Below are 23,660 nucleotides of genomic sequence, written 5' to 3'. Positions count from 1 at the left end.
GGATGGCGCCCGATGGGTCACGCCAGGCTGGTCAGCGACGAGATCGACGCCTTGTGCAGGTGGGTGATGACGTTCTTGGTCTTCGGGTCGGACCGGTACTGGTACGAGCCCGACTCGAACACCAGGTACGCGCGGCCGCCGTACTCGGTGATGCCCTCGGACATGCTCGGCGCCCGGAAGCAGCTCAGCGTCGCCTTGTCCAGATCCGGCTGTCCGCGGCGGACGACGTACAGGTTGCTCAGCTTGTCCCGGCCGTACGACGTGCTGTAGATGAAGTGCGACTTGGTGACCAGCAGGCCCTGGGTCTTGGTCGGGATCTCCCACGCCTTGTTGATCGTGGTCAGCGTGCCGTTGGGGCTGATCTTGTACTCGTACATCTTGCCGCGGCCGGTGTCGTTGAACTTGCCCGACCACAGCGAGTCGCCGTAGCTGGTCAGGAACGACGCGCCGTAGACCTTGCGCTCCGAGCCGGTCGCCTTCACGTACGGCGTGCCGGCCTTCTTCATTGCGGCGGCCAGGGTCGACAGCTTGTACTTGCGGATGCCGTTGGTGCTGCCCTGGACGAAGGCCCAGCCGTAGACGGTGGTGATGCCGCCGCCGTGCGTCTCGGCGATCGCGACGTCGCCGACGACCTTGTTGGTGGCCGGGTCGATGCCGACGATGATCGAGTTCTTGCCCGGGTGGTACATCGTCACCAGCAGCAGGTTCTTCGACCCGGACCAGTTCCACCAGGTGCCGATGCCCTGCGGGGTGTACGAGCCGAGCCGCGGCAGCGCGGCGCTGTTGCTGAACCGGCTGTCGTACTTCTTCGAGGCCGACGGCCCGTCGTAGAAGTGGCTGCCACCGGCGCTGGTGTCACAGCTGATGGCTCGGGTAGCCGTGACGGCGGTAGCGGTGGCGGCCGTGGCCGGCTGCGACGGGCCTTTGACGGCGACGGTGATCGCGGTGCCGGTGGCCAGGACACCCGCCAGGCCGAGGGCGATGAAGACCCGGCGGCGGGACAGTGTGGGGCGCAACTTAGTTCCTCTCCAATGGGTAAGACCGTCAATCTCCCACCATCGATGATGTGCGAGAGTCGTTCCGGGACCGGCGCGCGAGGAAGGTACAGACCATGACAAATGTCACGAACTGGGCGGGCAATGTCAGTTTCGCGAGTGCGCTCGAGGCACCGCGGTCGGTCGATGAGCTGCAGGAGCTGGTTGCGGCGAGCGAGAAGCTGCGAGTGCTGGGGACCGGGCATTCGTTCAACCGGATCGCGGACAGCACGGGGACGCTGGTCAGCGTTGCCGAGCTGCCGAAGGTGATCGAGGTCGGTGATGGTGGAGTCACCGTGTCGGCCGGGTTGCGGTACGGCGAGATCACGGCGGCTCTGGAGGCTCAGGGGCTCGCATTGCACAACCTGGGGTCGTTGCCGCACATCTCGGTGGCCGGGGCGTGCTCGACCGGGACACATGGGTCGGGGGACGGCAACGGACCCCTGGCGGATGCGGTCAACGCGATCACGCTCGTGGACGCGAGTGGTGACCTGGTCACGCTGACCCGGGGCGACGCGGACTTCGCCGGGTCGATCGTCTCGCTCGGAGCACTCGGCGTGACGGTGAGTCTCACGCTCGACGTGCAACCGTCGTACCAGGTCAGTCAGGTCGTGTACGACGGGCTGCCGGTGGAGCGGCTCGGGACGGACTTCGCCGCGGTGATGGGGAGTGCGTACAGCGTCAGCGCGTTCACCGACTGGGTCGACCCGGACGTGATGGTCTGGCGCAAGCAGCGCGGCCACGAGCCGATCGAGCCCACCTGGCTCGGGGCGACGGTTGCCGACGGCCCCCGGCATCCGATCAAGTCGATGCCGGCCGACTACGCCACCCAGCAGGGCGGCATCCCCGGACCGTGGCACGAGCGCCTCCCGCACTTCCGGCTGGAGTTCACCCCGAGCAACGGCGACGAACTGCAGTCCGAGTACTTCGTCCCCCGCGAGCGGGCCGCCGAGGCATTCGACGCATTGCGGGCCCTGGGCAACCAGTTCGCGCCGGTCATCCAGGTCTCCGAGGTCCGGACGATCGCCGCCGACGACCTGTGGCTGAGCCCGAGTCAGGGCCGGGACACCGTCGCCCTGCACTTCACCTGGATCCAGGACGAGGCCGCCGTACGTCCGGTGGTCACCGCGCTGGAGGAGGCGATCGCCCCGCTCGACGCCCGGCCGCACTGGGGCAAGGTCTTCGCCGCCGACGCCGCGACGCTCCGGCAGCGCTACCCGAAGGTGCCCGACTTCATCGCCCTCGCCGCGAAGTACGACCCCGCCGGCAAGTTCCGCAACCCCTACCTGGACACCTACCTGCCTAGCTGAGATCCACCAAAGAAAGTGGAAGGTCGTCGATCGGGTACGACGCGTACGGCGTGCGGAGCAGTGTCCCGCTGACGTGGCGGGCGCTGTTGCTGAGCACGACCCGGCCTTGATCGTTGACTATGGCAACGGTACGGCGGGTCGCCCGGAGGCACGGCAGCACGGCCTTCTCGAACGTGAACACCCGGACATCGGCGCCGGCCACGCCGACGAAGCGTTCCCCGGCCAGCACCGGCACGGTGAAGGTCAGCGTGTAGTCGTCGGTGCAGAGGTAGTCGACGTACGGCCCGGTGATGTGGCGGCGCCCGGTCGTGCGGGGTACGTCGTACCAGGGGAGGGGTTCGTAGTCGTAGAAGTTCTCCCCGCGGGGGTCGGTGTCGACCACCAGGCGCTCGGCCGACCCGTTGCTGAGCATGAACCACTCGAGCCACCACCGGGAGTCGGCCAGTACGTCGACGGCCGCGACGAAGCCGGCGCCCTGGACCCGGCCGTCCGGATCGGTCAGCGCGGGATGTACGAGGTCGGCGACACCGGTCAGGTCGCCGCGGCGCACGCTGCCCCCGTCGGCGAACACCTCGCCGACCGAGGTCGCGACCCGATCCGCCAGCCCGAACGCTTCCCCGACCACGGACTCGACCACGTCGAGCACGGCTTCGAGACCCGCGTCGAGCGTCAGGGCGGCAGTGCCTTCATAAGAACTCATCAGTCCTCCAAGGCCAGTCTGAGGTCGATCAGACGGGCGGTCGAGTCGGCCACCCGTTCCTCGGCGGCGGCCCGGGCCGCGTCGCCGTCGGTGCGGTCGATCGCCGCGACCACGTCCCGGCAGCTCCGCACAGTGCGGCGGTGGCTCTCGTCGTCGCCGAACGCGAGCCAGAGCAACGTGCCCACCTCCGCCTGCAGGCTCACCTCGGCGCGGTAGAGCCGGGTGGACTGGGCAGTCGCGGCCACCTCGATGTGGAACTGGGCGTCGGCCCGGCGGCGTCCGCCCAGACCCTTGGCGCTCTCCAGGCCGTCGCAGACCGCGACGAGTCGCTGGACGTCATCCGGCGTCGCGCGCTCGGCCGCGAGTCTGGCCGCCGTACCCGCGATCGCGCTGTAGTGGTCGCCGAGGTCGCGCAGTTGCGCGAGGCTCAGCTCCTCCAGCCGGTCCCGCACGATCGCCGTGGACATCTCCTCCTGCGCGCTGACGAAGCTGCCGCCACCACGACCGCGCCGGGTGTGGATCAGTCCGCGCAGCCGTAACGACGACAGCGCTTCCCGGATCGTCGTGGTGGACACACCGAAGATGCCGGCCAGGTCGGCCTCGCCGGGGAGTTGCTCGGAGTCCGGGATCAGGCCGAGGGCGATCGCGTCGGTGAGCCGTCGCGCCACCAGTTCCGACCGGCTGAGCGTCTCCAGCGGTGCGAACACCGCCGCCGCGCCACTGCCGTAGAACCGCAGGGCCATCCCGCCACCCTCCCAAGCCGCCGGACACAACTCCGGCAACATTCTCACCGATCCCTTGAACTTTAACATCTGTTTTCATATGTTTACGGCCACAGCGTCCAGCCTCCACCCCGGGAGTCCCCTGATGCGAACAGTGCGAAATCTCATCGACGGAACCTCGCGGGACGCGCTCAGCGGCGCTACCAGCGAGCTCGTCGATCCGGCCACCGGCAAGGTCTTCGGTACGGCGCCCCTGTCCGGCGCGGACGATGTCGACGCGGCGTACCAGGCCGCGGCCGCCGCCGCGCCAGGCTGGGGCGGTGCGACTCCCGCCGAACGGCAGCGTGCGTTGCTCCGCTTCGCCGACCTGGTCGAGGCCCGCGCCGACGATCTCGTCGCCGCCGAGTCGGAGAACACCGGCAAGCCGCTCGAGCTGACCCGCACCGAGGAGCTCGTGGTCATGGTCGACCAGATGCGCTTCTTCGCCGGCGCCGCCCGGTTGCTGGAGGGCAAGTCGGCCGGCGAGTACATGGCCGGCCACACGTCCTGGATCCGCCGCGAACCGATCGGCGTCGTCGGTCAGATCACGCCGTGGAACTACCCGATGATGATGGCGGTCTGGAAGTTCGGTCCGGCCCTTGCCGCCGGCAACACTCTGGTCCTCAAGCCGGCCGAGACGACGCCGGTGACCACTGCGATGCTCGCGGAGATCGCGGCCGAGGTGCTGCCGCCCGGTGTCTTCAACGTCGTCTGCGGTGACCGCGCGACCGGACAGGCCGTGGTCGCGCACCCGACGCCGGGCCTGGTCAGCATCACCGGCTCGACCCGGGCCGGCACCGAGGTCGCGAGTACGGCGGCTCTCGACCTGAAGCGCACGCACCTCGAACTGGGCGGCAAGGCGCCGGCGGTCGTCTTCGCCGACGCCGACCTCGCCGCGGCAGCGGAAGCGATCGGCGTCGCCGGCTACTTCAACGCCGGCCAGGACTGTACGGCGGCCTGCCGGGTGCTCGTCGACGCCACGGTCCACGACGAGTTCGTGCAGACCCTGGTCGAGTGGGCCCGCTCGAATGCGCGACCCGGACTCGCCGACGACACTGATGCGCTCTTCGGCCCGCTGAACAGCAGCCAGCAGCTCGACCGGGTCCGCGGCTTCCTCGCCCGGATGCCCGAGCACGGCTCGATCGCGCTCGGCGGCGAACGACCGGGCGGGACGCTTGCCGACGGCTACTTCCTCGAAGCGACCGTCGTCACCGGTCTGCGGCAGGACGACGAGATGATCCAGGACGAGGTGTTCGGGCCGGTCATCACGGTGCAGTCGTTCAGCGACGAGGACGAGGCGCTGCGGCTGGCCAACGGTGTGCAGTACGGCCTCGCGTCGAGCATCTTCACCGCCGACCACTCCCGGGCACTGCGGATGTCCAGGGCCCTGGACTTCGGGTGCGTCTGGATCAACACGCACATCCCGCTGGTGGCGGAGATGCCGCACGGTGGCTTCAAGCATTCCGGCCACGGCAAGGACCTGTCGCTGTACGGCGTCGAGGACTACACGCGGGTCAAACACGTGATGTCGGCGGTCGGATGAAGACTCTGGACGAGCAGGTCGGGACCGTGACGGCGGACGCCACGGCGGTCAGCCTGCGCGGGCTGCGGAAGACGTTCGGCGACGTCACCGCGGTGGACGGCATCGATCTCGACCTGGCCGAGGGCGAGTTCTTCTCGATGCTCGGTCCGTCCGGCTCCGGCAAGACCACGGTGCTGCGGATGATCGCCGGCTTCGAGGTGCCCACGGCCGGCCGGATCCTGCTCGGCGGCGTCGACGTCACCGACCAGGCGCCGTACGCGCGGGATGTGAACACGGTCTTCCAGGACTACGCGCTGTTCCCGCACATGAGTGTGCTGCAGAACGTCGAGTACGGGCTGCGGGTGAAGGGAGTCGACCGGCGGAGTCGCCGTACAAGGGCTGTCGAGGCGTTGGCGACGGTCCGGTTGGAGGGGTACGGCGAACGCCGGCCGAGTCAGCTGTCGGGTGGGCAGCGGCAGCGGGTCGCATTGGCCCGGGCGCTCGTGAACCGGCCGAAGGTGCTGCTGCTGGACGAACCACTCGGCGCACTCGATCTGAAGCTCCGGCGGGAGATGCAGCTCGAGCTGAAGGCGCTGCAGCGCGATGTCGGCATCACCTTCGTGTTCGTCACCCACGACCAGGAGGAGGCGCTGACGATGAGCGACCGGATCGCCGTGTTCAACGGCGGCCGGATCGAGCAGCTGGCCGCGCCGGCCGAGCTGTACGAGCACCCGGCGAGCGCGTTCGTGGCCGGCTTCGTCGGAACCTCGAACCTGCTCGAAGGGGAGATCGCGGCGAGCGTCCTCGGGACGTCCGGACTGTTCACCGTCCGCCCCGAGAAGATCCAGCTGCAGCCCCGCGACGCCGTCGCCGAACCGGGGCTGTGTACGGCGACCGGAGTCGTCCGTGAAGTGGTGTACCTGGGCTCGGCGACCCAGTGCGTGGTCGACCTGGACGCCGGTGGCTCGCTGATCGTGCTGCAGCAGAACGCGCAGGGATCCGTGCAGGACAAGCTCGAACTTCGGGGTGCCCAGGTCCGGCTCACCTGGCACCGCGAACACACCGTCGCAATCGGCGGTCCGAACTAGCAGCCTTCGCCCCGAACCCAAGGAGCTTTGGATGAAGAGACTCAGTGTGGCGGCGAGCGTGGCCGTGCTCGCGCTGCTCGCGGCCTGTGGAACATCCGGCGGGAGTTCAAGTGACGAGGCGGCGGGGACGACCGGCTTCACGCCGCCGGACCTGCCGAAGCTGGACAAGCTCGGGACCGGGGAGGGAAAGCTCAGCGTGCTGGCCTGGCCTGGGTACGCCGAGGACGGTTCGAACGACCCGAAGGTCGACTGGGTGACGCCGTTCGAGAAGCAGACCGGCTGCCAGGTGACGGTGAAGACGTTCGGTACGTCGGACGAGGCCGTCAGCCTGATGAAGACCGGGCAGTACGACGTGGTGTCGGCCTCCGGCGACGCGTCACTGCGGCTGATCGCGGGCGGACAGGTGGAGCCCGTGAACACCGACCTGATCCCGAACTACGCCGACATCTACCCGTTCCTGAAGAACCGTCCGTGGAACTCGGTGAAGGGCCAGATGTACGGCGTACCGCACGGCTACGGCGCGAACCTGCTGATGTGGCGGACCGACAAGGTGAAGCCGGCCCCGACGTCGTGGAGCGTGGTGTTCGACGCCAACTCGCCGTACAAGGGCACGGTGACGGCGTACGACTCGCCGATCTACATCGCCGACGCGGCCATGTACCTGATGGCGACCAAGCCGGACCTGGGCATCAATAACCCGTACGCGCTGGACGACAAGCAGTTCACCGCGGTGGTGGATCTGCTCAAGCAGCAGAAGACGCTGGTGTCGGAGTACTGGTCGGACTACCTGAAGGAGGTGCAGGCGTTCACCAGCGGGAACTCGGTGGTCGGCACCACCTGGCAGGTGATCGCCAACGTCGCGACCGGCGAGAAGGTGCCGGTGCAGGTGACCGTGCCGACCGAGGGTGTCACCGGATGGTCGGACACCTGGATGGTCAGCGCGACCTCGAAGAACAAGAACTGCGCCTACCTGTGGATGAACCACATCATCAGCCCCGAGGCGAACGCGGCAGTGGCCGAGTACTTCGGTGAGTCGCCGGCCAACGCGAAGGCCTGCACCAAGACGACCGACAAGAACCACTGCACGACGTTCCACGCCGGCGACCAGGCCTACTCCGAGAAGATCTGGTACTGGACCACACCCATCGAGCAATGCCTAGACGGCCGCACCGACGTCAAATGCACCGACTACACCCGCTGGACCCAGGCCTGGACCCAGATCAAAGGTTGACGTCCTCCCTGCCTTGAGGGCGGAGATTCCAACTACTACGCGGAGGTAGTGAGTTGAGGTTCACGCTTCGGCGAGACCGGTACGGGCATCTCTCGGCGTGCGCTGACGGCCCGTCCGGCCGCGATGTTGGTTGCCGCGTTCACGTCCGCGTTGGCCTGGTGTCCGCAGGCGACGCAACGAAAGACCGCTTGACTCTCGCGATTCTCCGGTGCGCAGTGCCCGCAGACGCTGCAGGTCTGCGACGTGTAAGCAGGGTTGATCTTCTCGACCCGCCCCGGCGCTTTGTCGCCGAGACGGCGCACCAGGGCGCCCCAGCCGCTGGCCAGGATCCCGCGGTTCAGGCCCGCTTTGGCGCGGCGCCGGTTCGGCAGGTACCTCCCTGGCCGGCTGGGATCGGGTTTCGGCCTGGGACGGTGGGTCATCCTCGCGATGCACAGGTCTTCCACACGAATGACATCGAATCTTCGGGCGAGGTCGGTGCTGGTCTTCTCCACCCAGTCTTTTCGGCGGTCACCGGCGCGGGCGTGCAGCGTGGCGATCGCGGCCTTGACCCGCAGGCGCCGGTTGGAGCCGCGACGGCATCGGGCCAGACGACGGTGCAGATGCTTGAGTCGTATCTGTTCGGTCTCCGACAGGCCAGGGCAGGACAGAAGATCTCCGGTACTCAGTGCCGCCGACACCCTCACCCCGCGGTCCACACCCACAACGTCACCCGTACCAGGGCCTGGGATCGGCTCCGGGATCTTGGCGAAGGCGAGGTGCCAGCGACCCACCCGGTCGCGGGTGATGCGGTAGGACTTCGCATCAGGCGTGGAACGGGAAAGCCGCAACCGCACCCAGCCGACCTTCGGCACGAGTACAGCGGCCCACTTGCGGTTCAGCTCCACGATCCGGGACGCCTGACCGCCGACGATGCGGAATCCCTCGTGCCGCCCGGCCTTGCGCCAGGTCGGGCGTCGGTGGGTGCCTGCGTAGAAGTTCTTGACGGCTTCGTCGAAGTCTCGCAGCGCCTGCTGCTGGACGGTCAGCGACCCGGTCCGGAGCCACTCGAACGCGGCTCGGGCTCGGGTCAGTTGGCGTGCCTGCTCGACGTACCCAGGCGTCGGACCTCTGTCGCGGGTCCACATCGACCACTGCTCGAGCGCCAGGTTCCACACGTACCTCGCATGCCCGCACTGTTCCAGCAACGCAGCCTGCTGCATCGGAGTCGGATATATCCGGAACCGGGACATACCGCCTACTCAAGCAGCCGGAACCGACAGTTCGTGATCATGTCCGACGGCCGGCAGTCGCGGCTCATCCACACGCTGAACCGCGAGGCATCCCCGGGGCTACTCCGATGAGCACACTCCACCGTCGACCCCGGGCCAGGCTGGCGTTGTTGCTCAGTCCGCCTATGTTGTGGCTCGGGGTGGCGTATCTGGGGGCGCTGGCGGCGTTGTTCATCACTGCGCTGTGGACGCAGAACGGGTTCACCGGGCTGATCGAGCGGAACTGGACGCTGGACAACTTCCGGACGCTGTTCACCGTCGACGTGTATCGGACGATCGCTCTGCGGACGATCGGGGTCGCGCTGCTGGTGACCGTGATCGACGCGCTGGTCGCGTTCCCGATTGCGCTCTACATGTCGAAGGTGGCGGGGCCGGGGTTGCGCCGGTTCCTGCTGGTGGCGGTGCTGATGCCGTTGTGGGCCAGCTATCTGGTCAAGGCGTATGCGTGGCGCGGGATGTTCTCCGAGGGCGGGCTGGTGTCGTCGGCCTTCGAGGCGGTCGGGCTGAAGTCGCCCGGCTACGGTCTCGCGGCGACCGTGGTGACGCTGGCCTATCTGTGGTTGCCGTACATGGTCCTGCCGATCTACGCCGGTCTCGAACGGCTGCCGGACTCACTGCTGGAGGCGTCCGCCGACCTGGGCGGCCGGACCACCCAGACACTGCGGCGGGTGATCCTGCCGATGATCGTCCCCGCGGTGGTGGCCGGCTCGATCTTCACCTTCAGTCTGTCGCTCGGTGACTACATCGCCGTCCGGATCGTCGGCGGCACCAACCAGTTGCTCGGCAACGTGGTGTACGACAACGTGGGTGCGGCCAACAACCTGCCGTTCGCTGCCGCGGTCGCCACGGTGCCGGTCGTGGTGATGGTCGGGTACCTGGCGGCAGTACGGCGTAGCGGAGCGATGGAGAGCCTGTGATGACGATCTCCCGATCGGCCCGGATCGTGCTGCGGGTCCTGACCGTGCTGATTCTCGGCTTCATCTATGTACCGCTGCTGCTGGTTCTGGTGAACTCGTTCAGTGTGAACAAGACGTTCGCCTGGCCGCCGCGGGACTTCACGCTGGAGTGGTGGCGCCGGGCGGCCGAGAGTCAGGGTGCGCTGGACGCGCTCTGGGTGAGCGTGCGGGTGGGACTGGCCGCGACCGTGATCGCGCTGGTGCTCGGCACGATGATCGCGTTCGCACTGCAGCGGTTCGCCTTCTACGGGCGGGACACCGTGTCGCTCCTGGTGATCCTGCCGATCGCCCTGCCGGGCATCGTCACCGGGATCGCGCTGAACAACGCGTTCCGGACGATCTTCGGCTGGGAACTCGGGTTCTTCACGATCGTGATCGCGCACGCGACGTTCTGCATCGTGACCGTGTTCAACAACGTCATCGCCCGGTTGCGCCGTACCGGTGTCGCCTTGGAGCAGGCGTCGGCGGACCTGGGCGCGTCCGGGTTCACCACGTTCCGGCTGGTGACGTTCCCGATGATCCGGTCGGCGTTGCTGGCGGGGGCGCTGCTCGCGTTCGCGCTGTCGTTCGACGAGATCATCGTGACCACGTTCACCGCCGGGGCGAACCAGCAGACGCTGCCGATCTGGATCTTCAACAACCTGTTCCGGCCGAACCAGGCACCGATCGTCAACGTGGTCGCGGCGACGCTGATCGTGTTCTCGGTGATCCCGGTCTGGCTGGCCCAACGACTGTCCGGCGACGCCGAATCACTAGGAGCAGGACGATGACTGTCACGCAAGAACGCAAGCTGGTCACGGAGATTCCCGGGCCGCGGTCGCTCGAACTCCTGGGGAGGGTACGGCGCTCGGTCGCGCGCGGGATCGGGATCGCGCTGCCGGTGTTCGTCACCGAGGCCGGCGGCGGCATCCTGGTCGATGCCGATGGCAACCAGTTGATCGACCTCGGGTCCGGGATCGCGGTGGTGAACGTCGGCAACGCGGCGCCGGCCGTGGTCGAAGCGGTGCAGGAGCAGGTGGCCCGGTTCACGCACACCTGCTTCATGGTCACGCCGTACCAGGCGTATCTCGAGGTGTGCGAGGCGCTCAACCGGATCACGCCCGGCGACCACGAGAAGCGGTCGGTGCTGCTGAACTCCGGCGCCGAGGCGGTCGAGAACGCGGTGAAGATCGCGCGGGCGCACACCAAGCGGGACGCAGTGGTGGTGTTCGACCACGGGTATCACGGCCGGACCAACCTGACGATGGCGATGACGGCGAAGAACATGCCGTACAAGGACGGGTTCGGGCCGTTCGCACCGGAGGTCTATCGGGTGCCGGCGTCGTACCCCTATCGGGACGGGCTGAGCGGGCCGGAGGCGGCGGCGCGGACGGTGGCCTCGATCGAGAAGTACGTCGGGGCGTCGAACGTGGCGTGTGTGGTGATCGAACCGATCCACGGGGAGGGCGGGTTCGTCGTACCCGCTGAGGGGTTCCTGCCCGCGGTGGCGGAGTGGTGCCGGGACAACGGGGTGGTGTTCGTCGCGGACGAGATCCAGACCGGGTTCGGGCGGACGGGTGATCTGTTCGCGTGTACTCACGAGGGCGTCGTACCGGATCTGATCACGCTGGCGAAGGGGATCGCGGGCGGGCTGCCGCTGGCCGCGGTCACCGGCCGGGCCGAGATCATGGACGCGCCGCATGTGAGTGGGCTCGGCGGGACGTACGGCGGGAATCCGGTGGCGTGCGCGGCCGCGCTGGGGGCGATCGCGACCATCGAGACCGAGGACCTGCCGGCCCGGGCGCGCGAGATCGGCGACATCATGCTGCCGGCGCTGCACGACCTGGCTGCGCGGCACCCGGTGATCGGGGACGTCCGCGGCCGCGGCGCGATGATCGCGATCGAACTGGTCGACGGGTCGGGTGCACCCGATGCGGTCGCGACCTCCGCGATTGCCAAGGCCTGCCACGCCGAAGGCATGGTCGTGCTGACCGCAGGGACCGACGGCAATGTCCTGCGCTTCCTGCCGCCGCTCGTGATGCCGCCGGATCTGCTGCGGGAGGCGATGAGCCTGCTGGCGAAGGTGGTCGACGCGCGCTAGGGGCTGCCTTCGAGCGTGGTGGTGACGGTCCAGAGCAGGTTGCGCAGGAGCCGCCGGTCCTCGGGGGTCAGGTCGGCCAGGGCGCGGCGGCCGGCGCGGTCGTAGACCTCCTGGACGGTGTGGGCGAGCTCGACGCCCCGGTCGGTGAGCTCGATGCCGACCTGCCGCGCGTCGGTGCTGCTCTTCACCCGGCGGACGAGGCCGGCGGCCTCCATCCGCTGGGTGGTCTTGGTCGCGGTCGGGACCTCGACGTCCAGCACCTTCGCCAGCTTCGCGACCGGGAGGGAGCCGTGGTGCAGGAGCTTGGCGAGCACGAGCTCCTGGCCGGTGTGCAGTCCGGTGCCGGCCAGCTCGGCGCCGACCGCCTTCCGGGCGGCACGGTCGGCGAACCGCAGTGCGATCAGCACATCCGTCACCGAGGCCGGCGCCTCAGGCGGCCACTCATCCGCTCCCGGGCCTACGCCCGCTCCCGGGCCTACGCCCGCTCCCGGGCCTACGCCCGCTCCCGGGCCTACGCCCGCTCCCGGGCCTACGCCCGCTCCCGGGCCTACGCCCGCTCCCGGGCTGGCGTCTGCTGCGGGGCCGGCGTCTGCTCCCGGGTCTGCGTCCGCCCGGGGTTTCGCGTGCCGGGCGGTGGCGGTCGGTGCCGGGTCGGTGGCCGGGTCGAGCTCGGTGCTCACGTGTGGCTCCGGGCGAGGAACGGGTTGCGGGCGTCGTAGTCGCCGGTGTACTCGGTCGGGATGGCCGGCTCGCCGCGGCTGAGCTGGCTGGCGTAGCGGGGGAGCTCGTCGCGGACCTTCAGGTGATGCGCCTGCGACTCGGCCGGCGTCGTACGCCCGACGATCTTGCCGGCCTCGACCAGCGACTTGAGCAGGACGCGGTCGTCCCCGTCGTCGACCGGCGGCTCGCCGACGCCGATCAGCTCGACCTCCGCGACCCCGGTGGCCGAGCGGCGCCGGAGCGCCCACTTGCGGCCGCCGATCGAGATCTTGTCCGGGCTCTTCTTCGCCACCGGGATCAGCGCCCCGCTCGCGTCATCGCGGGCCACCAGCTTGTAGACGAACCCGCAGGTCGGGTATCCGCTCCCGGTCACCAGTGACGTGCCCACGCCGTACCCGTCCACCGCCGCGGGGGCGAGCGCGGCGATCTGGAACTCGTCCAGGTCGCTGGTCACGATGATCCGGGTCTTCGTGGCGCCGAGCGCGTCCAGTTGCTCACGGACCTGCCCGGCCAGCGAGGGCAGGTCGCCGGAGTCGAGCCGGACCGCGCCGAGCTCGGGACCGGTGATCTCGATCGCGGTCCGGACCGCCTCGGCCACGTCGTACGTGTCCACGAGCAGCGTGGTGCCCTTGCCGAGGGCATCGACCTGGGACGTGAACGCCTCCCGCTCGGTGTCGTGCAGCAGCGTGAACGAGTGCGCCGCCGTACCCGCGCTCGGAATGCCGTACCGGCGGGCCGCCTCCAGGTTGGAGGTGGTGGCGAAGCCCGCGATGTACGCCGCCAGCGCCGCGGCGACCGCGGACTCCTCGTGGGTCCGGCGCGAGCCCATCTCGATACACGGGCGGCCACCGGCCCACCAGGTCATCCGGGAGGCCGCCGAGGCGACCGCGGAGTCGTGGTTCAGAATGGACAGGAAGACGGTTTCCAGCAGCACGGCCTCGGCGAAACTCGACTCGACCACCAGCACCGGGGAGCCGGGGAAGAAGATCTCCCCGTCGGCGTATCCGGAGATGTCGCCGCTGAACCGGTAGTCCGCCAGCCAGTCGCGGGTAGCCTGGTCGACAACGCCGTGATCGGCCAGGAAAGCGATCGCCCGGTCGTCGAAACGGAACTGTTCGAGCACGTCGAGCAGCCGGTTCACGCCGGCCACCACGCCGTACCGGCGGCCGTCGGGCAGCCGGCGGGCGAACAGCTCGAAGACCGAGCGGCGCTGTGCCGTGCCGTCGGCCAGACTGGCCTGCAGCATGGTGAGCTCGTAGTGGTCTGTCAGGAGCGCGGTCGAGTGCGTCACAAAGGCAGCCTATTGCGAACCACGAACCGATGATGGAGAGAATGGACTGGTGAGCACCGCACCAAGCGAACTCGAGAGCCCCGAGGTCGACGAGGCGATCGAGTTGAGCCCTCCGTGGGTGACGATCGTCTGGAACGACCCGGTCAACCTGATGGACTACGTGACGTTCGTGTTCCAGACCTACTTCGGCTACTCCAAGAAGAAGGCGGAGAAGCTCATGCTGCAGGTGCACCAGGAGGGCAAGTCGGCGGTCTCGAACGGCAACCGCGAGGCGATGGAACGCGACGTCGAGGCGATGCACACCTACGGCCTGTGGGCCACCTGCGAGAAGTCGTGACCCGGTTCCGCAAGCACCGCAAGACCGTCGTCGTCAGCTTCGCCGAGCACGAGGCGGACATCCTGGCGAACCTGCTCCGCAACCTGGTCGAACTCCTGTACGACGGGATGCCGCCGCGCGCCACCGAGTCGTCGGACCCGCTGGCCGCCCTGCTCGACAACGACGGACCCACCTCGCCGCCCGAGGACGTCGTCCTCCAGCGGCTGCTGCCGGACGCCTACAAGGCCGACGACATGGCGTCGGCCGAGTTCCGCCGCTTCACCGAGCGTGGCCTGCGCGAAGGCAAGGTGACCGACGCGCGGCGGGTGCTGTCCGCCCTCGAGGAGTCCGGCGCCGACGAGATCGCCCTCGAACCTGACGAACAGCTCTCGTGGCTGCGCGCCCTGAACGACCTCCGCCTGGCCATCGGCACCCGCCTGGACATCAAGGAAGAGGACGACTACTCCACCTGGGAGAAGCTCCCCGACGAGGACCCCCGCCGCCTGACGTACGACCTCTACGACTGGCTCGGCTACCTCCAGTCCGCCCTCCTCCACAACATGCGCTGACGCAAAACGACAGGTCACGGCCTTTCGACGCGCGCGAGGATGATCGCGTAGCGGCACTCGGCATCGCTGGTGTTGGCGAAGACGCACGCGACGGGTCCTTCGACTTCGATCGAGTCGCCCGGGTCGAGTTCGTGCACCGTGTCGCCTTCGTGGAAGGTCAGCCGGCCGTCGAGCACCCAGACGGCCTCCCGTTGGAAGGCCAGGGAAGCTGCCGGATACGGCACGCGGGCTCCGGGCGGCAGGTGGACCTCGGCGATGTCCGCGGGGAACTGCGGCCCGGTGATCTGGCGCCGGCGATATCCGGTGGCGGGATCGTGCCATTCCTTGGCGTCGGCCATCCGGTGCACCCCAGTGGCCTCGGCCGGGGTGAGGAGGGCGGAGACGGAGACCTGGAAGGCAGCGGCCAGCTTGCCGAGGACGACAGCGGTGGGGCTGCTCTCGGCGCGCTCGATCCGGTTGATCATCGCGCGGGACACACCCGAGGCGTCCGCGACCTGCGCCAGAGTCCATCGGCGCTGTTCCCGTTCGCTGCGGATGCGGGCGGCGATCTGCGCGGCCAGCGGATCTACTATATTGGACACGAGGCTAATATATAAGACGGGGGGGGATTGATGAATTCCACCTGTTTGGAGGACCCATGGAACTCGGTCTCGCGCTGCCCCACCGCCGGGCTCGCAGACCTCGCCGGAGACGATCGTCAAGGTCGCCAAGGAGGCCGAACGGCTCGGCTACACCGCCTTGTGGACGTTCGAACGCCTGCTCCGCCCGCTCGACAAAGTCAGGCTGTGGACGGGCGGCGAACCCGAGATGTTGCCGGAGTTCTACGGCTCGACGTACGAGCCGCTGGAGACGCTGAGCTACGTCGCCGCCGCGACCGAGCGGATCAAGCTCGGCACCGCCGTCCTGGTGGCGCCGCTGCACGTGCCCGTGATGCTCGCCCGCCGGCTGGCCACCCTGGACCGGTTGAGCGGCGGCCGGGTCATCGCCGGTCTGGGACAGGGCTGGCAGCACAACGAGTTCGAGACGGCGAACGTGCCGAGCAGCCGCAAGGGCGCCCGCACGGAGGAATTCATCACCGCGATGCGGGCCGCATGGGCACCGGACACGGTCCGGCACGACGGCGAGTTCTACCGGATCGCACCGTCACAGGTGAACCCCAAGCCGGTCCAGGCCCGCATTCCGGTGCTGCTGGCCACGAATACGCCGGCCGCCATCAAACGCGCCGGCCGGATCGCCGACGGCCTGATCCCGATCACCTCCTCGGCGCAGGAACTGCGCGGGATCGTGTCCGCGTTCCATGACGCCGCCCGGGAGGCGGGCTGCGACCCCGGGGACCTCATGGTGGTCAACCAGGCGCCCTGGCCGACCCCGGTCACCCGTGGGCCGCTCGGGGACGGCCGGCCCTTCCTCGGCGGATCGCCCCGGCAGATCGCCGAGGACCTCATGGCCGCCCGCGAGGCCGGCGCGACCCAGGTGTACCTCGCCGGCGGCCAGGGCCTCGGGCTCGACGTGGGCCTGCAGGCCGCCGACGTGGACCAATGGCTCGAGTTGCTCGGTGAGGTGATCGAGGCGGCCTGCCGCCTCGGCGTCTCTGCTGCATAACATGCGCTAGGTGAGCTATCCGAAGGTTGGCAGTGAGCTGACGTCGAGTCCGGACTTCCCGGCGGTTGAGCGTGGCGTCCTGGGGTACTGGGGCGTGGATGGGACGTTCCGGGCTTCAGTGGAGCAGCGGGCGGCGGGGGAGGACGGGGCGAACGAGTTCGTCTTCTATGACGGCCCGCCGTTCGCGAACGGCTTGCCGCATTACGGGCATCTGCTCACCGGCTATGTGAAGGACGTCGTACCGCGGTACCAGACCATGCGCGGGCGCCGGGTGGAGCGGCGGTTCGGGTGGGACACGCACGGGCTGCCGGCCGAGCTGGAGGCCCAGCGGGTGCTCGGGCTGAAGACGAAGGCCGAGATCCTGGCGCTGGGGATCGAGAAGTTCAACGAGGCCTGCCGGGCGTCCGTGCTGAAGTACACCGACGAGTGGCGCAGCTACGTCACCCGGCAGGCGCGCTGGGTCGACTTCGACCACGACTACAAGACACTTGATCCCGGCTACATGGAGTCGGTGATCTGGGCGTTCAAGACGCTCTACGACAAGGGCCTGGTGTACGAAGGACTGCGAGTCCTGCCGTACTGCTGGAACGACGAGACCCCGCTGTCCAACCACGAACTGCGGATGGACGACGACGTCTACCAGCCCCGCCAGGACCCGTCGGTGACGGTCGCGGTCCAGCTGGAGACGGGCGAGCGGCTGCTGGCCTGGACGACGACACCGTGGACCCTGCCGAGCAACCTGGCGATGGCCGTCGGTCCGGATGTCGACTATGCGATTGTCGACGACCCTGCGGGGCCGACCATCCTCGCCGAGGCGCGGCTCGAGGCTTACGGCTACACCGAGGTGCTGCGGCGATTGAAAGGTTCGGAACTCATCGGCCGCCGCTACACCCCGTTGTTCCCGTTCTTCGCGGACACCGAGGTGTGGGGGACGGGCGAGGCGTTCCAGGTGATCGCGGCCGAACACGTCACGACCGACGAGGGTACGGGCGTCGTCCACATGGCCCCGGCGTACGGCGAGGAGGACCAGATCGCCTGTGACGCCGTCGGGATCCCCACCCTACTGACCGTGGACGACGGAGCCCGGTTCACCTCCGTGGTTCTGCCGTACCAAGGTCTGCATGTGTTCGAGGCCAACCGCCCGATCATCCGGGACCTGCGCGCGGCCGGGTCATTGGTGCGCGAGGACAGCTACGTGCACAGCTATCCGCACTGCTGGCGGTGCCGGAATCCGCTGATCTACAAGGCGGTGTCGAGCTGGTTCGTCGAGGTGACCCGGATCCGGGACCGGATGGTCGAGCTGAACGAGCAGATCACCTGGGTCCCCGAGCACGTCAAGCACGGGCAGTTCGGCAAGTGGCTGTCGAACGCGCGGGACTGGTCGATCAGCCGGAACCGCTTCTGGGGCAGCCCGATCCCGGTCTGGCGGTCGGACGACCCGGCGTATCCCCGCATCGACGTCTACGGCTCGGTCGAGGAGCTCGAGCGCGACTTCGGCGTCGCCGTGCCGGATCTGCATCGCCCGTACGTCGACCAACTCACGCGACCGAATCCCGACGACCCGACCGGCCGGTCAACGATGCGCCGGGTGCCCGACGTACTGGACGTGTGGTTCGACTCGGGGTCGATGAGTTTCGCGCAGGTGCACTACCCCTTCGAGAACACGGACTGGTTCGAGCACCACTTCCCGGGCGACTTCATCGTCGAGTACATCGGGCAGACGCGAGGGTGGTTCTACACCCTGCATGTGCTGTCGACGGCGTTGTTCGACCGGCCGGCGTTCTCGTCCTGCCTGAGTCACGGGATCGTGCTCGGCAGCGACGGGCAGAAGATGAGCAAGTCGCTGCGGAACTACCCGGACGTGTCCGAGGTGTTCGACCGCGACGGCGCGGACGCGATGCGCTGGTTCCTGATGTCGAGCCCGATCCTGCGCGGCGGCAACCTGGTCGTCACCGAGCAGGCGATCCGCGAGGGCGTCCGCCAGGTGATGATCCCGCTCTGGAACGCGTGGTACTTCTTCGCGCTGTACACGAACGCGGCCGGCCGCGAGGCTCGCCGGTCCACGGAATCCCCGGACGAGCTGGACCGCTATCTGCTCGCGCGGTTGCGGATCTTCGTGACCGAGGTCCAGGAAGACCTCGATCGGTACGACATCGCGTCGGCCTGTGACGCGGTCGCGGCGTACGTCGAGATCCTGACGAACTGGTACATCCGGCGCTCGCGGGACCGCTTCTGGGCAGGCTCGGCCGAGGCGATCGACACGCTGTACACGACCCTGGAGATCCTCTGCCGGACCGTGGCGCCGCTGCTCCCGCTCGTCAGCGAGGAAGTGTGGCGCGGGTTGACCGGTGAGCGGTCCGTCCACTTGTCCGATTGGCCTGTTGTCGACAATCTGCCGGACGACCCCGAGTTGGTCGAGCGGATGGAACGCGCCCGGGAGGTGTGCTCGGTCGCGTCGGCGATCCGCAAGGCCGAGGGGATCCGGGCCCGCCAGCCGCTGCACCGCCTCACGGTCGCGGTTGCGGATCCGGACGCCCTGCAGCCGCTGGCGCCTGTCATCGCCGCGGAGGTCAACGTCCGCGAGGTCGTGCTGACCTCGGCGGACGCGGTGGATGCGCCCGTATCGCAGCGGCTGACCGTCAACGCGCGGGCGGCGGGTCCGCGGCTCGGGCGCGATGTGCAACTCGTGATCAAGGCGTCGAAGAGTGGTGACTGGTCGGTGTCGGCCGCCGGCGCGGTTGTTGCTGGGGGCATCGAGTTGCTGGAGGGGGAGTACACCCTGGAGACCACGCTGGCCGAGGGCGGCTCCGCGAGTGGGCTGCTGGCTGACGGCGGGTTCGTCGTACTGGACACCACCGTCACGCCGGAGCTGGAGGCGGAGGGGACCGCGCGCGACGTGATCCGGTCGGTCCAGCAGGCCCGTCGGGACGCTGGGCTGGAGGTCACCGACCGGGTGAGGCTGTCGCTCGCCGCACCGTCCGCGGTGGTCGCCGCTGTCGAGGCGCATCGCGAGTTGATCATGGCGGAGACGCTGGCAGTCGAGCTGGAGGTTGTGGAGGGTCCCGAACTGCGGATCGACATCACTGCCTAGGGTGGGGCTCATGGAGACGCGGACGTTGGGCAGGACCGGTCGGGATGTGGGCGTCGTCGGGCTCGGCGCGTGGCAGCTCGGCGCCGACTGGGGCGACATCGACGTGAGCGACGCGCTGGCCGTACTGCGGTCCGCGGTCGAGGGCGGGGTCACGTTCATCGACACCGCGGACGTGTACGGCGACGGGCGCAGCGAGCGCCTGGTCGGTCAGATGCTGAAGGAGTACGACGGCCTCACCGTGGCCACCAAGATGGGCCGCCGGGTCGAGCAGGTGCCGTCCAACTACACCCTGGACAACTTCCGGGCGTGGAACGACCGCTCCCGCGCCAACCTCGGCGTGGACACGATCGACCTCGTCCAACTGCACTGTCCGCCGACCCCGGTCTACTCGACCGACGCGGTCTTCGACGCGCTCGACACGCTGGTCGACGAGGGCCGGATCGCGTCGTACGGCGTGAGCGTCGAGACCTGCGCCGAGGCGCTCACCGTGATCGCCCGGCCGAACGTCGCGTCCGTCCAGATCATCCTGAACGCCTTCCGCCTCAAGCCCCTCGACGAGGTGCTCCCCGCCGCGCAGGCGGCCGGCGTCGGCATCATCGCCCGCGTCCCGCTCGCCAGCGGTCTGCTCTCCGGCAAGTACGACGAGAGCACCGTCTTCGGAGCCGACGACCACCGCACCTACAACCGCCACGGCGAGGCCTTCGACGTCGGCGAGACCTTCTCCGGCGTCGACTTCACCACCGGCTTGGAGGCCGTCCGCCGCCTGCTCCCCGCGGTCCCCACCGACGCGACGATGCCCCAGTTCGCCCTCCGCTGGATCCTCGACCAGCCTGGCGTCACCGTCGTCATCCCCGGCGCCCGCAACCCCTCCCAGGTGACCGGCAACGTCGCCGCCGCGTTCCTGCCCCCGCTCACTCCAGACCAGTTGGCCGCCGTCCAGCAGACGTACGACGACCTGATCCGGCCGCAGATCCACGACCGCTGGTAGCTCGCTGTCCGCATACTGGACCGACTCCCGGGTTGGCGGGACCGCTCCGATGGCCGCCGTACCGTGGTCTCGTGCTGATCATCGAGAGGGCGACGTACGACGCGATCGTCGAGCACGCCCGTAAAGACCACCCGGACGAGGCGTGCGGAGTGGTCGCGGGACCGGCCGGTTCCGACCGGGCGGTGCGGTTCGTGCCGATGCTCAACGCGGCGATGTCGCCCACGTTCTACGAGTTCGACTCCGGTGATCTGCTCCGGCTCTACAAGGAGATGGACGAGCGCGACGAGGAGCCGGTGGTGATCTACCACTCGCACACCGCCACCGAGGCGTACCCGTCGCGCACCGACATCAACCTCGCCCAGGAGCCCGGTGCGCACTACGTGCTGGTGTCGACCCGGGACGGCGCGGACTCCCCGGCGTACGACGGACCGGTCGAGTTCCGCTCGTACCGGATCATCGACGGCGAGGTCGTGGAAGAAGAAGTGCGCGTGGTGGGTTCTTATAAAGAAACCGAAGGAGACAACTGAGATATGGCGATCGAACTGCGCGTGCCGACGATTCTGCGCACCTACACCGGTGGTGAGAAGAAGGTGAACGGCGACGGCGCGACCCTGGCCGAGTTCATCGACGACGTGAACGGCGCCCACCCGGGCCTGAAGGAGCGCATTGTCGAGGGCGAGCCGGAGGAACTGCGCCGGTTCGTGAACGTGTACGTGAACGACGAGGACGTCCGGTTCACCGGCGGCCTGAAGACCGGCGTCAAGGACGGCGACGTCGTCGTCGTGCTGCCCGCGGTGGCCGGCGGCTGATCATGCGCTTCGACAGCCTGCTGGATTCGGTCGGAGGTACGCCGCTGGTCGGGCTGCCCAAGCTGTCGCCTTCGGCCGACGTCCGGCTCTGGGCCAAGCTCGAGGACCACAACCCGACCGGCTCGATCAAGGACCGGGCCGCCCTGCGGATGCTGCTCGACGCGGAGAAGGACGGCCGGCTGCGGCCCGGGAACACGATCCTCGAGCCGACGTCGGGCAACACCGGCATCTCGCTGGCGATGGCGGCCAAGCTGCGCGGGTACCGGATGGTCTGCGTGATGCCGGAGAACACCTCCGAGGAGCGCCGGCAGATCCTGCGGATGTGGGGTGTCGAGATCATCTCCTCCCCGGCCGCCGGCGGCTCGAACGAGGCGGTCCGGGTGGCCAAGCAGGTCGCGGAGGAGCACCCCGACTGGGTGATGCTCTACCAGTACGGCAACCCGTCGAACGCGGCCGCGCACTACGACGGCACCGCCCGCGAGATCCTCGCCGACCTGCCGTCCGTCACCCACTTCGTCGCCGGCCTCGGCACGACCGGCACCCTGATGGGCGCCGGCCGGTTCTTCCGCGAGCACAAGCCCGACGTGCGCATCGTCGCCGCCGAGCCCCGGTACGGCGAACTCGTCTACGGACTGCGCAACCTCGACGAGGGCTTCGTCCCGGAGTTGTACGACGAAACACTCATCGACGCGCGGTTCTCGGTCGGCCCCCGCGACGCCGTCCGCCGGGTCCGTGAACTCCTCGACAACGAGGGCATCTTCGCCGGCATCTCGAGCGGCGCGATCCTGCACGCCGCGCTCGGCCAGGCGGCCAAGTGCGTCCGCGAAGGTCAGACCGCGGACATCGCGTTCGTGGTCGCCGACGGCGGCTGGAAGTACCTGTCCACCGGTGCGTACGAAGGCACCATCGACGAGGCCGAGGACCGCCTCGAAGGCCAGCTCTGGGCCTGATAGTTGCTTATGGCTCCTAAGGTTCCTTGAAGAGGACCCGGCGTCCCAGCCGGGGGTGCACGCCGCGGCCCTTGCAACTGCTGCACGGGCGTTGGGCGTAGCTGAAGAACGCGCCGCGGTGGCGGCCGGCGCCCTTGCACCGATTGCACTTGGCGTTCGGGTGCAGGGACAGCGAGACGACGTACAGGGCGAACGCCGCCATGGCGAGCACCACCAGCATCCCCGTCGGCCCGAGGGCTGCGGCGATATCCGCGAAGGTGCTGTTGCCGTCCGCAGCCTGGTGCGCGGCCGTGCCGTGATCGGGTTGCGGATTCGGTGCGGCGGCGGTGCTCAGCACCACCGCGATGTGGTGCGCCAGACTCATGGCATCACGAGGGGCGGTCGAGCAAACATCGCTCCAGAGTGGCGCGCATCACGGGAAAAGGCAATTCCGCGGAGTAAAGATGTGGATAAGTCCGGCGTGTCGGATCGCCTTGTTAGGTAAGGCTGACTTGAGAACTGCCCGCGAGCGGACCTGTATAAGCTTCCCCTGTGGCAGACGCACCGGTGGGGATCTTCGACTCAGGCTTCGGCGGACTTACCGTCGCCCGCGCGGTGCTCGACCAGTTGCCGCACGAACCGATCCTCTACCTCGGCGACACCGCCCGCCAGCCGTACGGACCCAAGCCCATCGCCGAGGTCCGCGAGTACGCGCTCGAGTGCCTCGACCACCTGGTCGACGCCGGCGTGAAGATGCTCGTCATCGCCTGCAACTCGGCCAGCGCCGCGATGCTCCGCGACGCCCGCGAGCGGTACGACGTACCCGTGGTGGAAGTGATCCTCCCGGCCGCCCGCCGCGCCGTCGCCGCGACCCGCAACCAGCGCGTCGGCGTGATCTGCACCCGGGCGACTGCGCAGTCGCTCGCCTACGAGGACGGGTTCGCCGCCGCGCCGCAGGTCGAGCTGTTCACCCGGGCCTGCCCGAAGTTCGTCGACTTCGTCGAGTCGGGCGTGACGTCCGGACCGGAGCTGCTCGAGGCAGCACACGAGTACCTCGACCCGTTGGTCGAGGCCGGCGTGGACACGCTCATCCTCGGGTGCACGCACTACCCGCTCCTGACCGGCGTGATCTCGTACGTGATGGGCGACAACGTCACCCTGGTCAGCAGCGCCGAGGAGTGCGCCAAGGACGTGTACGGCGTCCTGACCAAGACCGGGCTGCTCCGCCCGGACCACCTGCCCGAGCCGCGGCACCGCTTCGTCACCACCGGCAGTCCGGACGAGTTCGCCGCGATCGGCTCCCGCTTCCTCGGCCCGGTCCTCGCCGATGTCGACCAGTTCGCCTGGGTCCGGTAGGCGCCGCGCGGCCGGACGACCCGCCGTCGCGGATGT

General features: G+C 68.8%; 24 protein-coding genes. 16 read left to right on the top strand and 8 right to left on the bottom strand.

Annotated features, from left to right (window positions below; all coding sequences use genetic code 11):
* Nucleotides 1–17: 17 nt before the first annotated feature.
* Nucleotides 18–1,016 (bottom strand): hypothetical protein, encoded by a 999-nt coding sequence (locus tag OG876_RS04040; RefSeq protein WP_328523380.1) that lies wholly within the window; start codon nt 1,014–1,016, stop codon nt 18–20.
* A 95-nt stretch (nt 1,017–1,111) separates the two neighbouring features.
* Between OG876_RS04040 and OG876_RS04035 the strand changes: the two genes are divergently transcribed.
* Nucleotides 1,112–2,344 carry a D-arabinono-1,4-lactone oxidase gene (locus tag OG876_RS04035; RefSeq protein ID WP_328523379.1) on the top strand — a complete coding sequence of 411 codons (1,233 nt, stop codon included), beginning with the start codon at nt 1,112–1,114 and terminating at the stop codon, nt 2,342–2,344.
* On the opposite strand, the gene OG876_RS04030 is transcribed toward OG876_RS04035, so the two are convergent.
* Nucleotides 2,337–3,044, bottom strand: a complete 708-nt coding sequence (locus tag OG876_RS04030; protein ID WP_328523378.1) for a cache domain-containing protein — start codon at nt 3,042–3,044, stop codon at nt 2,337–2,339. The genes OG876_RS04035 and OG876_RS04030 overlap by 8 nt on opposite strands.
* Entirely contained in the window at nt 3,044–3,787 is a 744-nt protein-coding gene (locus OG876_RS04025; protein WP_328523377.1) for a FadR/GntR family transcriptional regulator, read from the bottom strand. The genes OG876_RS04030 and OG876_RS04025 overlap by 1 nt, the downstream gene beginning before the upstream one ends.
* Nucleotides 3,788–3,911: 124 nt before the next feature.
* Here OG876_RS04025 and OG876_RS04020 point away from each other — a divergent pair, with 124 nt between their 5' ends.
* Genes OG876_RS04020 through OG876_RS04010 form a run of 3 tightly spaced genes read left to right on the top strand, consistent with a single transcriptional unit; the run spans nt 3,912 to nt 7,646 of the window.
* On the top strand, nt 3,912–5,348 hold the full coding sequence (locus OG876_RS04020) for a gamma-aminobutyraldehyde dehydrogenase (protein ID WP_328523376.1): 1,437 nt from the start codon (nt 3,912–3,914) through the stop codon (nt 5,346–5,348).
* Nucleotides 5,345–6,415, top strand: a complete 1,071-nt coding sequence (locus OG876_RS04015; RefSeq protein WP_328523375.1) for an ABC transporter ATP-binding protein — start codon at nt 5,345–5,347, stop codon at nt 6,413–6,415. The genes OG876_RS04020 and OG876_RS04015 overlap by 4 nt, the downstream gene beginning before the upstream one ends.
* Nucleotides 6,416–6,446: 31 nt before the next feature.
* Entirely contained in the window at nt 6,447–7,646 is a 1,200-nt protein-coding gene (locus OG876_RS04010; RefSeq protein WP_328523374.1) for an ABC transporter substrate-binding protein, read from the top strand.
* A gap of 35 nt (nt 7,647–7,681) precedes the next feature.
* On the opposite strand, the gene OG876_RS04005 is transcribed toward OG876_RS04010, so the two are convergent.
* Entirely contained in the window at nt 7,682–8,878 is a 1,197-nt protein-coding gene (locus OG876_RS04005; RefSeq protein WP_442914099.1) for an RNA-guided endonuclease InsQ/TnpB family protein, read from the bottom strand.
* 149 nt (nt 8,879–9,027) lie between these two features.
* Here OG876_RS04005 and OG876_RS04000 point away from each other — a divergent pair, with 149 nt between their 5' ends.
* Genes OG876_RS04000 through gabT form a run of 3 tightly spaced genes read left to right on the top strand, consistent with a single transcriptional unit; the run spans nt 9,028 to nt 11,953 of the window.
* Nucleotides 9,028–9,834, top strand: a complete 807-nt coding sequence (locus OG876_RS04000) for an ABC transporter permease (protein WP_328523372.1) — start codon at nt 9,028–9,030, stop codon at nt 9,832–9,834.
* Nucleotides 9,834–10,643 carry an ABC transporter permease gene (locus OG876_RS03995; RefSeq protein ID WP_328523371.1) on the top strand — a complete coding sequence of 270 codons (810 nt, stop codon included), beginning with the start codon at nt 9,834–9,836 and terminating at the stop codon, nt 10,641–10,643. The genes OG876_RS04000 and OG876_RS03995 overlap by 1 nt, the downstream gene beginning before the upstream one ends.
* Nucleotides 10,640–11,953 carry a 4-aminobutyrate--2-oxoglutarate transaminase gene (gene gabT / locus OG876_RS03990; protein ID WP_328523370.1) on the top strand — a complete coding sequence of 438 codons (1,314 nt, stop codon included), beginning with the start codon at nt 10,640–10,642 and terminating at the stop codon, nt 11,951–11,953. The genes OG876_RS03995 and gabT overlap by 4 nt, the downstream gene beginning before the upstream one ends.
* Here the strand turns inward: gabT and OG876_RS03985 are convergent.
* Both OG876_RS03985 and OG876_RS03980 read right to left on the bottom strand, forming a co-directional pair.
* Nucleotides 11,950–12,633, bottom strand: coding sequence for a MarR family winged helix-turn-helix transcriptional regulator (locus OG876_RS03985; protein WP_328523369.1), 684 nt, complete (start codon nt 12,631–12,633; stop codon nt 11,950–11,952). The genes gabT and OG876_RS03985 overlap by 4 nt on opposite strands.
* Complete coding sequence (locus OG876_RS03980) at nt 12,630–13,919, bottom strand: nicotinate phosphoribosyltransferase (protein WP_328526856.1); 1,290 nt, start codon at nt 13,917–13,919, stop codon at nt 12,630–12,632. Before OG876_RS03980 ends, OG876_RS03985 begins: the two co-directional genes overlap by 4 nt.
* 94 nt (nt 13,920–14,013) lie before the next feature.
* On the opposite strand from OG876_RS03980, the gene clpS reads away from it, so the two are divergent.
* Together clpS and OG876_RS03970 are read left to right on the top strand one after the other, a co-directional pair.
* Nucleotides 14,014–14,301 carry an ATP-dependent Clp protease adapter ClpS gene (gene clpS / locus OG876_RS03975; RefSeq protein WP_328523368.1) on the top strand — a complete coding sequence of 96 codons (288 nt, stop codon included), beginning with the start codon at nt 14,014–14,016 and terminating at the stop codon, nt 14,299–14,301.
* Nucleotides 14,298–14,849, top strand: a complete 552-nt coding sequence (locus tag OG876_RS03970; protein ID WP_328523367.1) for a DUF2017 domain-containing protein — start codon at nt 14,298–14,300, stop codon at nt 14,847–14,849. The genes clpS and OG876_RS03970 overlap by 4 nt, the downstream gene beginning before the upstream one ends.
* A 14-nt stretch (nt 14,850–14,863) precedes the next feature.
* On the opposite strand, the gene OG876_RS03965 is transcribed toward OG876_RS03970, so the two are convergent.
* Nucleotides 14,864–15,430, bottom strand: a complete 567-nt coding sequence (locus OG876_RS03965) for a helix-turn-helix domain-containing protein (RefSeq protein ID WP_328523366.1) — start codon at nt 15,428–15,430, stop codon at nt 14,864–14,866.
* 34 nt (nt 15,431–15,464) lie between these two features.
* Here OG876_RS03965 and OG876_RS03960 point away from each other — a divergent pair, with 34 nt between their 5' ends.
* The 6 genes from OG876_RS03960 (at nt 15,465) to OG876_RS03935 (ending at nt 22,289) form a co-directional block, all read left to right on the top strand.
* Nucleotides 15,465–16,451, top strand: a complete 987-nt coding sequence (locus OG876_RS03960; protein ID WP_328526855.1) for a TIGR03619 family F420-dependent LLM class oxidoreductase — start codon at nt 15,465–15,467, stop codon at nt 16,449–16,451.
* A 10-nt stretch (nt 16,452–16,461) separates the two neighbouring features.
* Entirely contained in the window at nt 16,462–19,542 is a 3,081-nt protein-coding gene (gene ileS / locus OG876_RS03955; protein WP_328523365.1) for an isoleucine--tRNA ligase, read from the top strand.
* Nucleotides 19,543–19,552: 10 nt separating this feature from the next.
* The gene (locus OG876_RS03950; protein WP_328523364.1) at nt 19,553–20,530 is read left to right on the top strand and encodes an aldo/keto reductase; all 978 of its coding nucleotides are present in this window, start codon (nt 19,553–19,555) and stop codon (nt 20,528–20,530) included.
* A 71-nt stretch (nt 20,531–20,601) separates the two neighbouring features.
* A complete protein-coding gene (locus tag OG876_RS03945) occupies nt 20,602–21,057 on the top strand; it encodes a M67 family metallopeptidase (RefSeq protein WP_328523363.1) in 456 nt (151 codons plus the stop codon).
* Between the two features lie 3 nt (nt 21,058–21,060).
* Complete coding sequence (locus OG876_RS03940) at nt 21,061–21,339, top strand: MoaD/ThiS family protein (RefSeq protein ID WP_328523362.1); 279 nt, start codon at nt 21,061–21,063, stop codon at nt 21,337–21,339.
* A gap of 2 nt (nt 21,340–21,341) precedes the next feature.
* On the top strand, nt 21,342–22,289 hold the full coding sequence (locus OG876_RS03935) for a PLP-dependent cysteine synthase family protein (RefSeq protein ID WP_442914098.1): 948 nt from the start codon (nt 21,342–21,344) through the stop codon (nt 22,287–22,289).
* Between the two features lie 16 nt (nt 22,290–22,305).
* Here OG876_RS03935 and OG876_RS03930 read toward each other — a convergent pair whose 3' ends face one another.
* Nucleotides 22,306–22,653, bottom strand: coding sequence for a hypothetical protein (locus OG876_RS03930; protein ID WP_328523361.1), 348 nt, complete (start codon nt 22,651–22,653; stop codon nt 22,306–22,308).
* 167 nt (nt 22,654–22,820) lie between these two features.
* Between OG876_RS03930 and murI the strand changes: the two genes are divergently transcribed.
* Nucleotides 22,821–23,624 (top strand): glutamate racemase, encoded by an 804-nt coding sequence (murI, locus tag OG876_RS03925; RefSeq protein ID WP_328523360.1) that lies wholly within the window; start codon nt 22,821–22,823, stop codon nt 23,622–23,624.
* Nucleotides 23,625–23,660: the final 36 nt, after the last annotated feature.

Origin of the sequence: Kribbella sp. NBC_00359, assembly GCF_036097425.1 — a bacterium.
Lineage (GTDB): Bacteria > Actinomycetota > Actinomycetes > Propionibacteriales > Kribbellaceae > Kribbella.
The sequence above is the reverse complement of the archived record's forward strand: the minus strand, read 5'-3'. Positions and strand labels throughout refer to the sequence as shown.

Bases quoted from the DNA above. Each gene is read 5' to 3' on its own strand.
- OG876_RS04035 (WP_328523379.1), top strand. From the start codon at position 1,112: ATGACAAATGTCACGAACTGGGCGGGCAATGTCAGTTTCGCGAGTGCG.
- OG876_RS03940 (WP_328523362.1), top strand. From the start codon at position 21,061: ATGGCGATCGAACTGCGCGTGCCGACGATTCTGCGCACCTACACCGGT.
- gabT (WP_328523370.1), top strand. From the start codon at position 10,640: ATGACTGTCACGCAAGAACGCAAGCTGGTCACGGAGATTCCCGGGCCG.
- OG876_RS03930 (WP_328523361.1), bottom strand. From the start codon at position 22,653: ATGAGTCTGGCGCACCACATCGCGGTGGTGCTGAGCACCGCCGCCGCA.
- OG876_RS04020 (WP_328523376.1), top strand. From the start codon at position 3,912: ATGCGAACAGTGCGAAATCTCATCGACGGAACCTCGCGGGACGCGCTC.
- OG876_RS03950 (WP_328523364.1), top strand. From the start codon at position 19,553: ATGGAGACGCGGACGTTGGGCAGGACCGGTCGGGATGTGGGCGTCGTC.
- OG876_RS03935 (WP_442914098.1), top strand. From the start codon at position 21,342: ATGCGCTTCGACAGCCTGCTGGATTCGGTCGGAGGTACGCCGCTGGTC.
- OG876_RS04005 (WP_442914099.1), bottom strand. From the start codon at position 8,878: ATGTCCCGGTTCCGGATATATCCGACTCCGATGCAGCAGGCTGCGTTG.
- OG876_RS04010 (WP_328523374.1), top strand. From the start codon at position 6,447: ATGAAGAGACTCAGTGTGGCGGCGAGCGTGGCCGTGCTCGCGCTGCTC.
- OG876_RS04015 (WP_328523375.1), top strand. From the start codon at position 5,345: ATGAAGACTCTGGACGAGCAGGTCGGGACCGTGACGGCGGACGCCACG.
- OG876_RS03995 (WP_328523371.1), top strand. From the start codon at position 9,834: ATGACGATCTCCCGATCGGCCCGGATCGTGCTGCGGGTCCTGACCGTG.
- OG876_RS04025 (WP_328523377.1), bottom strand. From the start codon at position 3,787: ATGGCCCTGCGGTTCTACGGCAGTGGCGCGGCGGCGGTGTTCGCACCG.
- OG876_RS03980 (WP_328526856.1), bottom strand. From the start codon at position 13,919: ATGCTGCAGGCCAGTCTGGCCGACGGCACGGCACAGCGCCGCTCGGTC.
- OG876_RS04030 (WP_328523378.1), bottom strand. From the start codon at position 3,044: ATGAGTTCTTATGAAGGCACTGCCGCCCTGACGCTCGACGCGGGTCTC.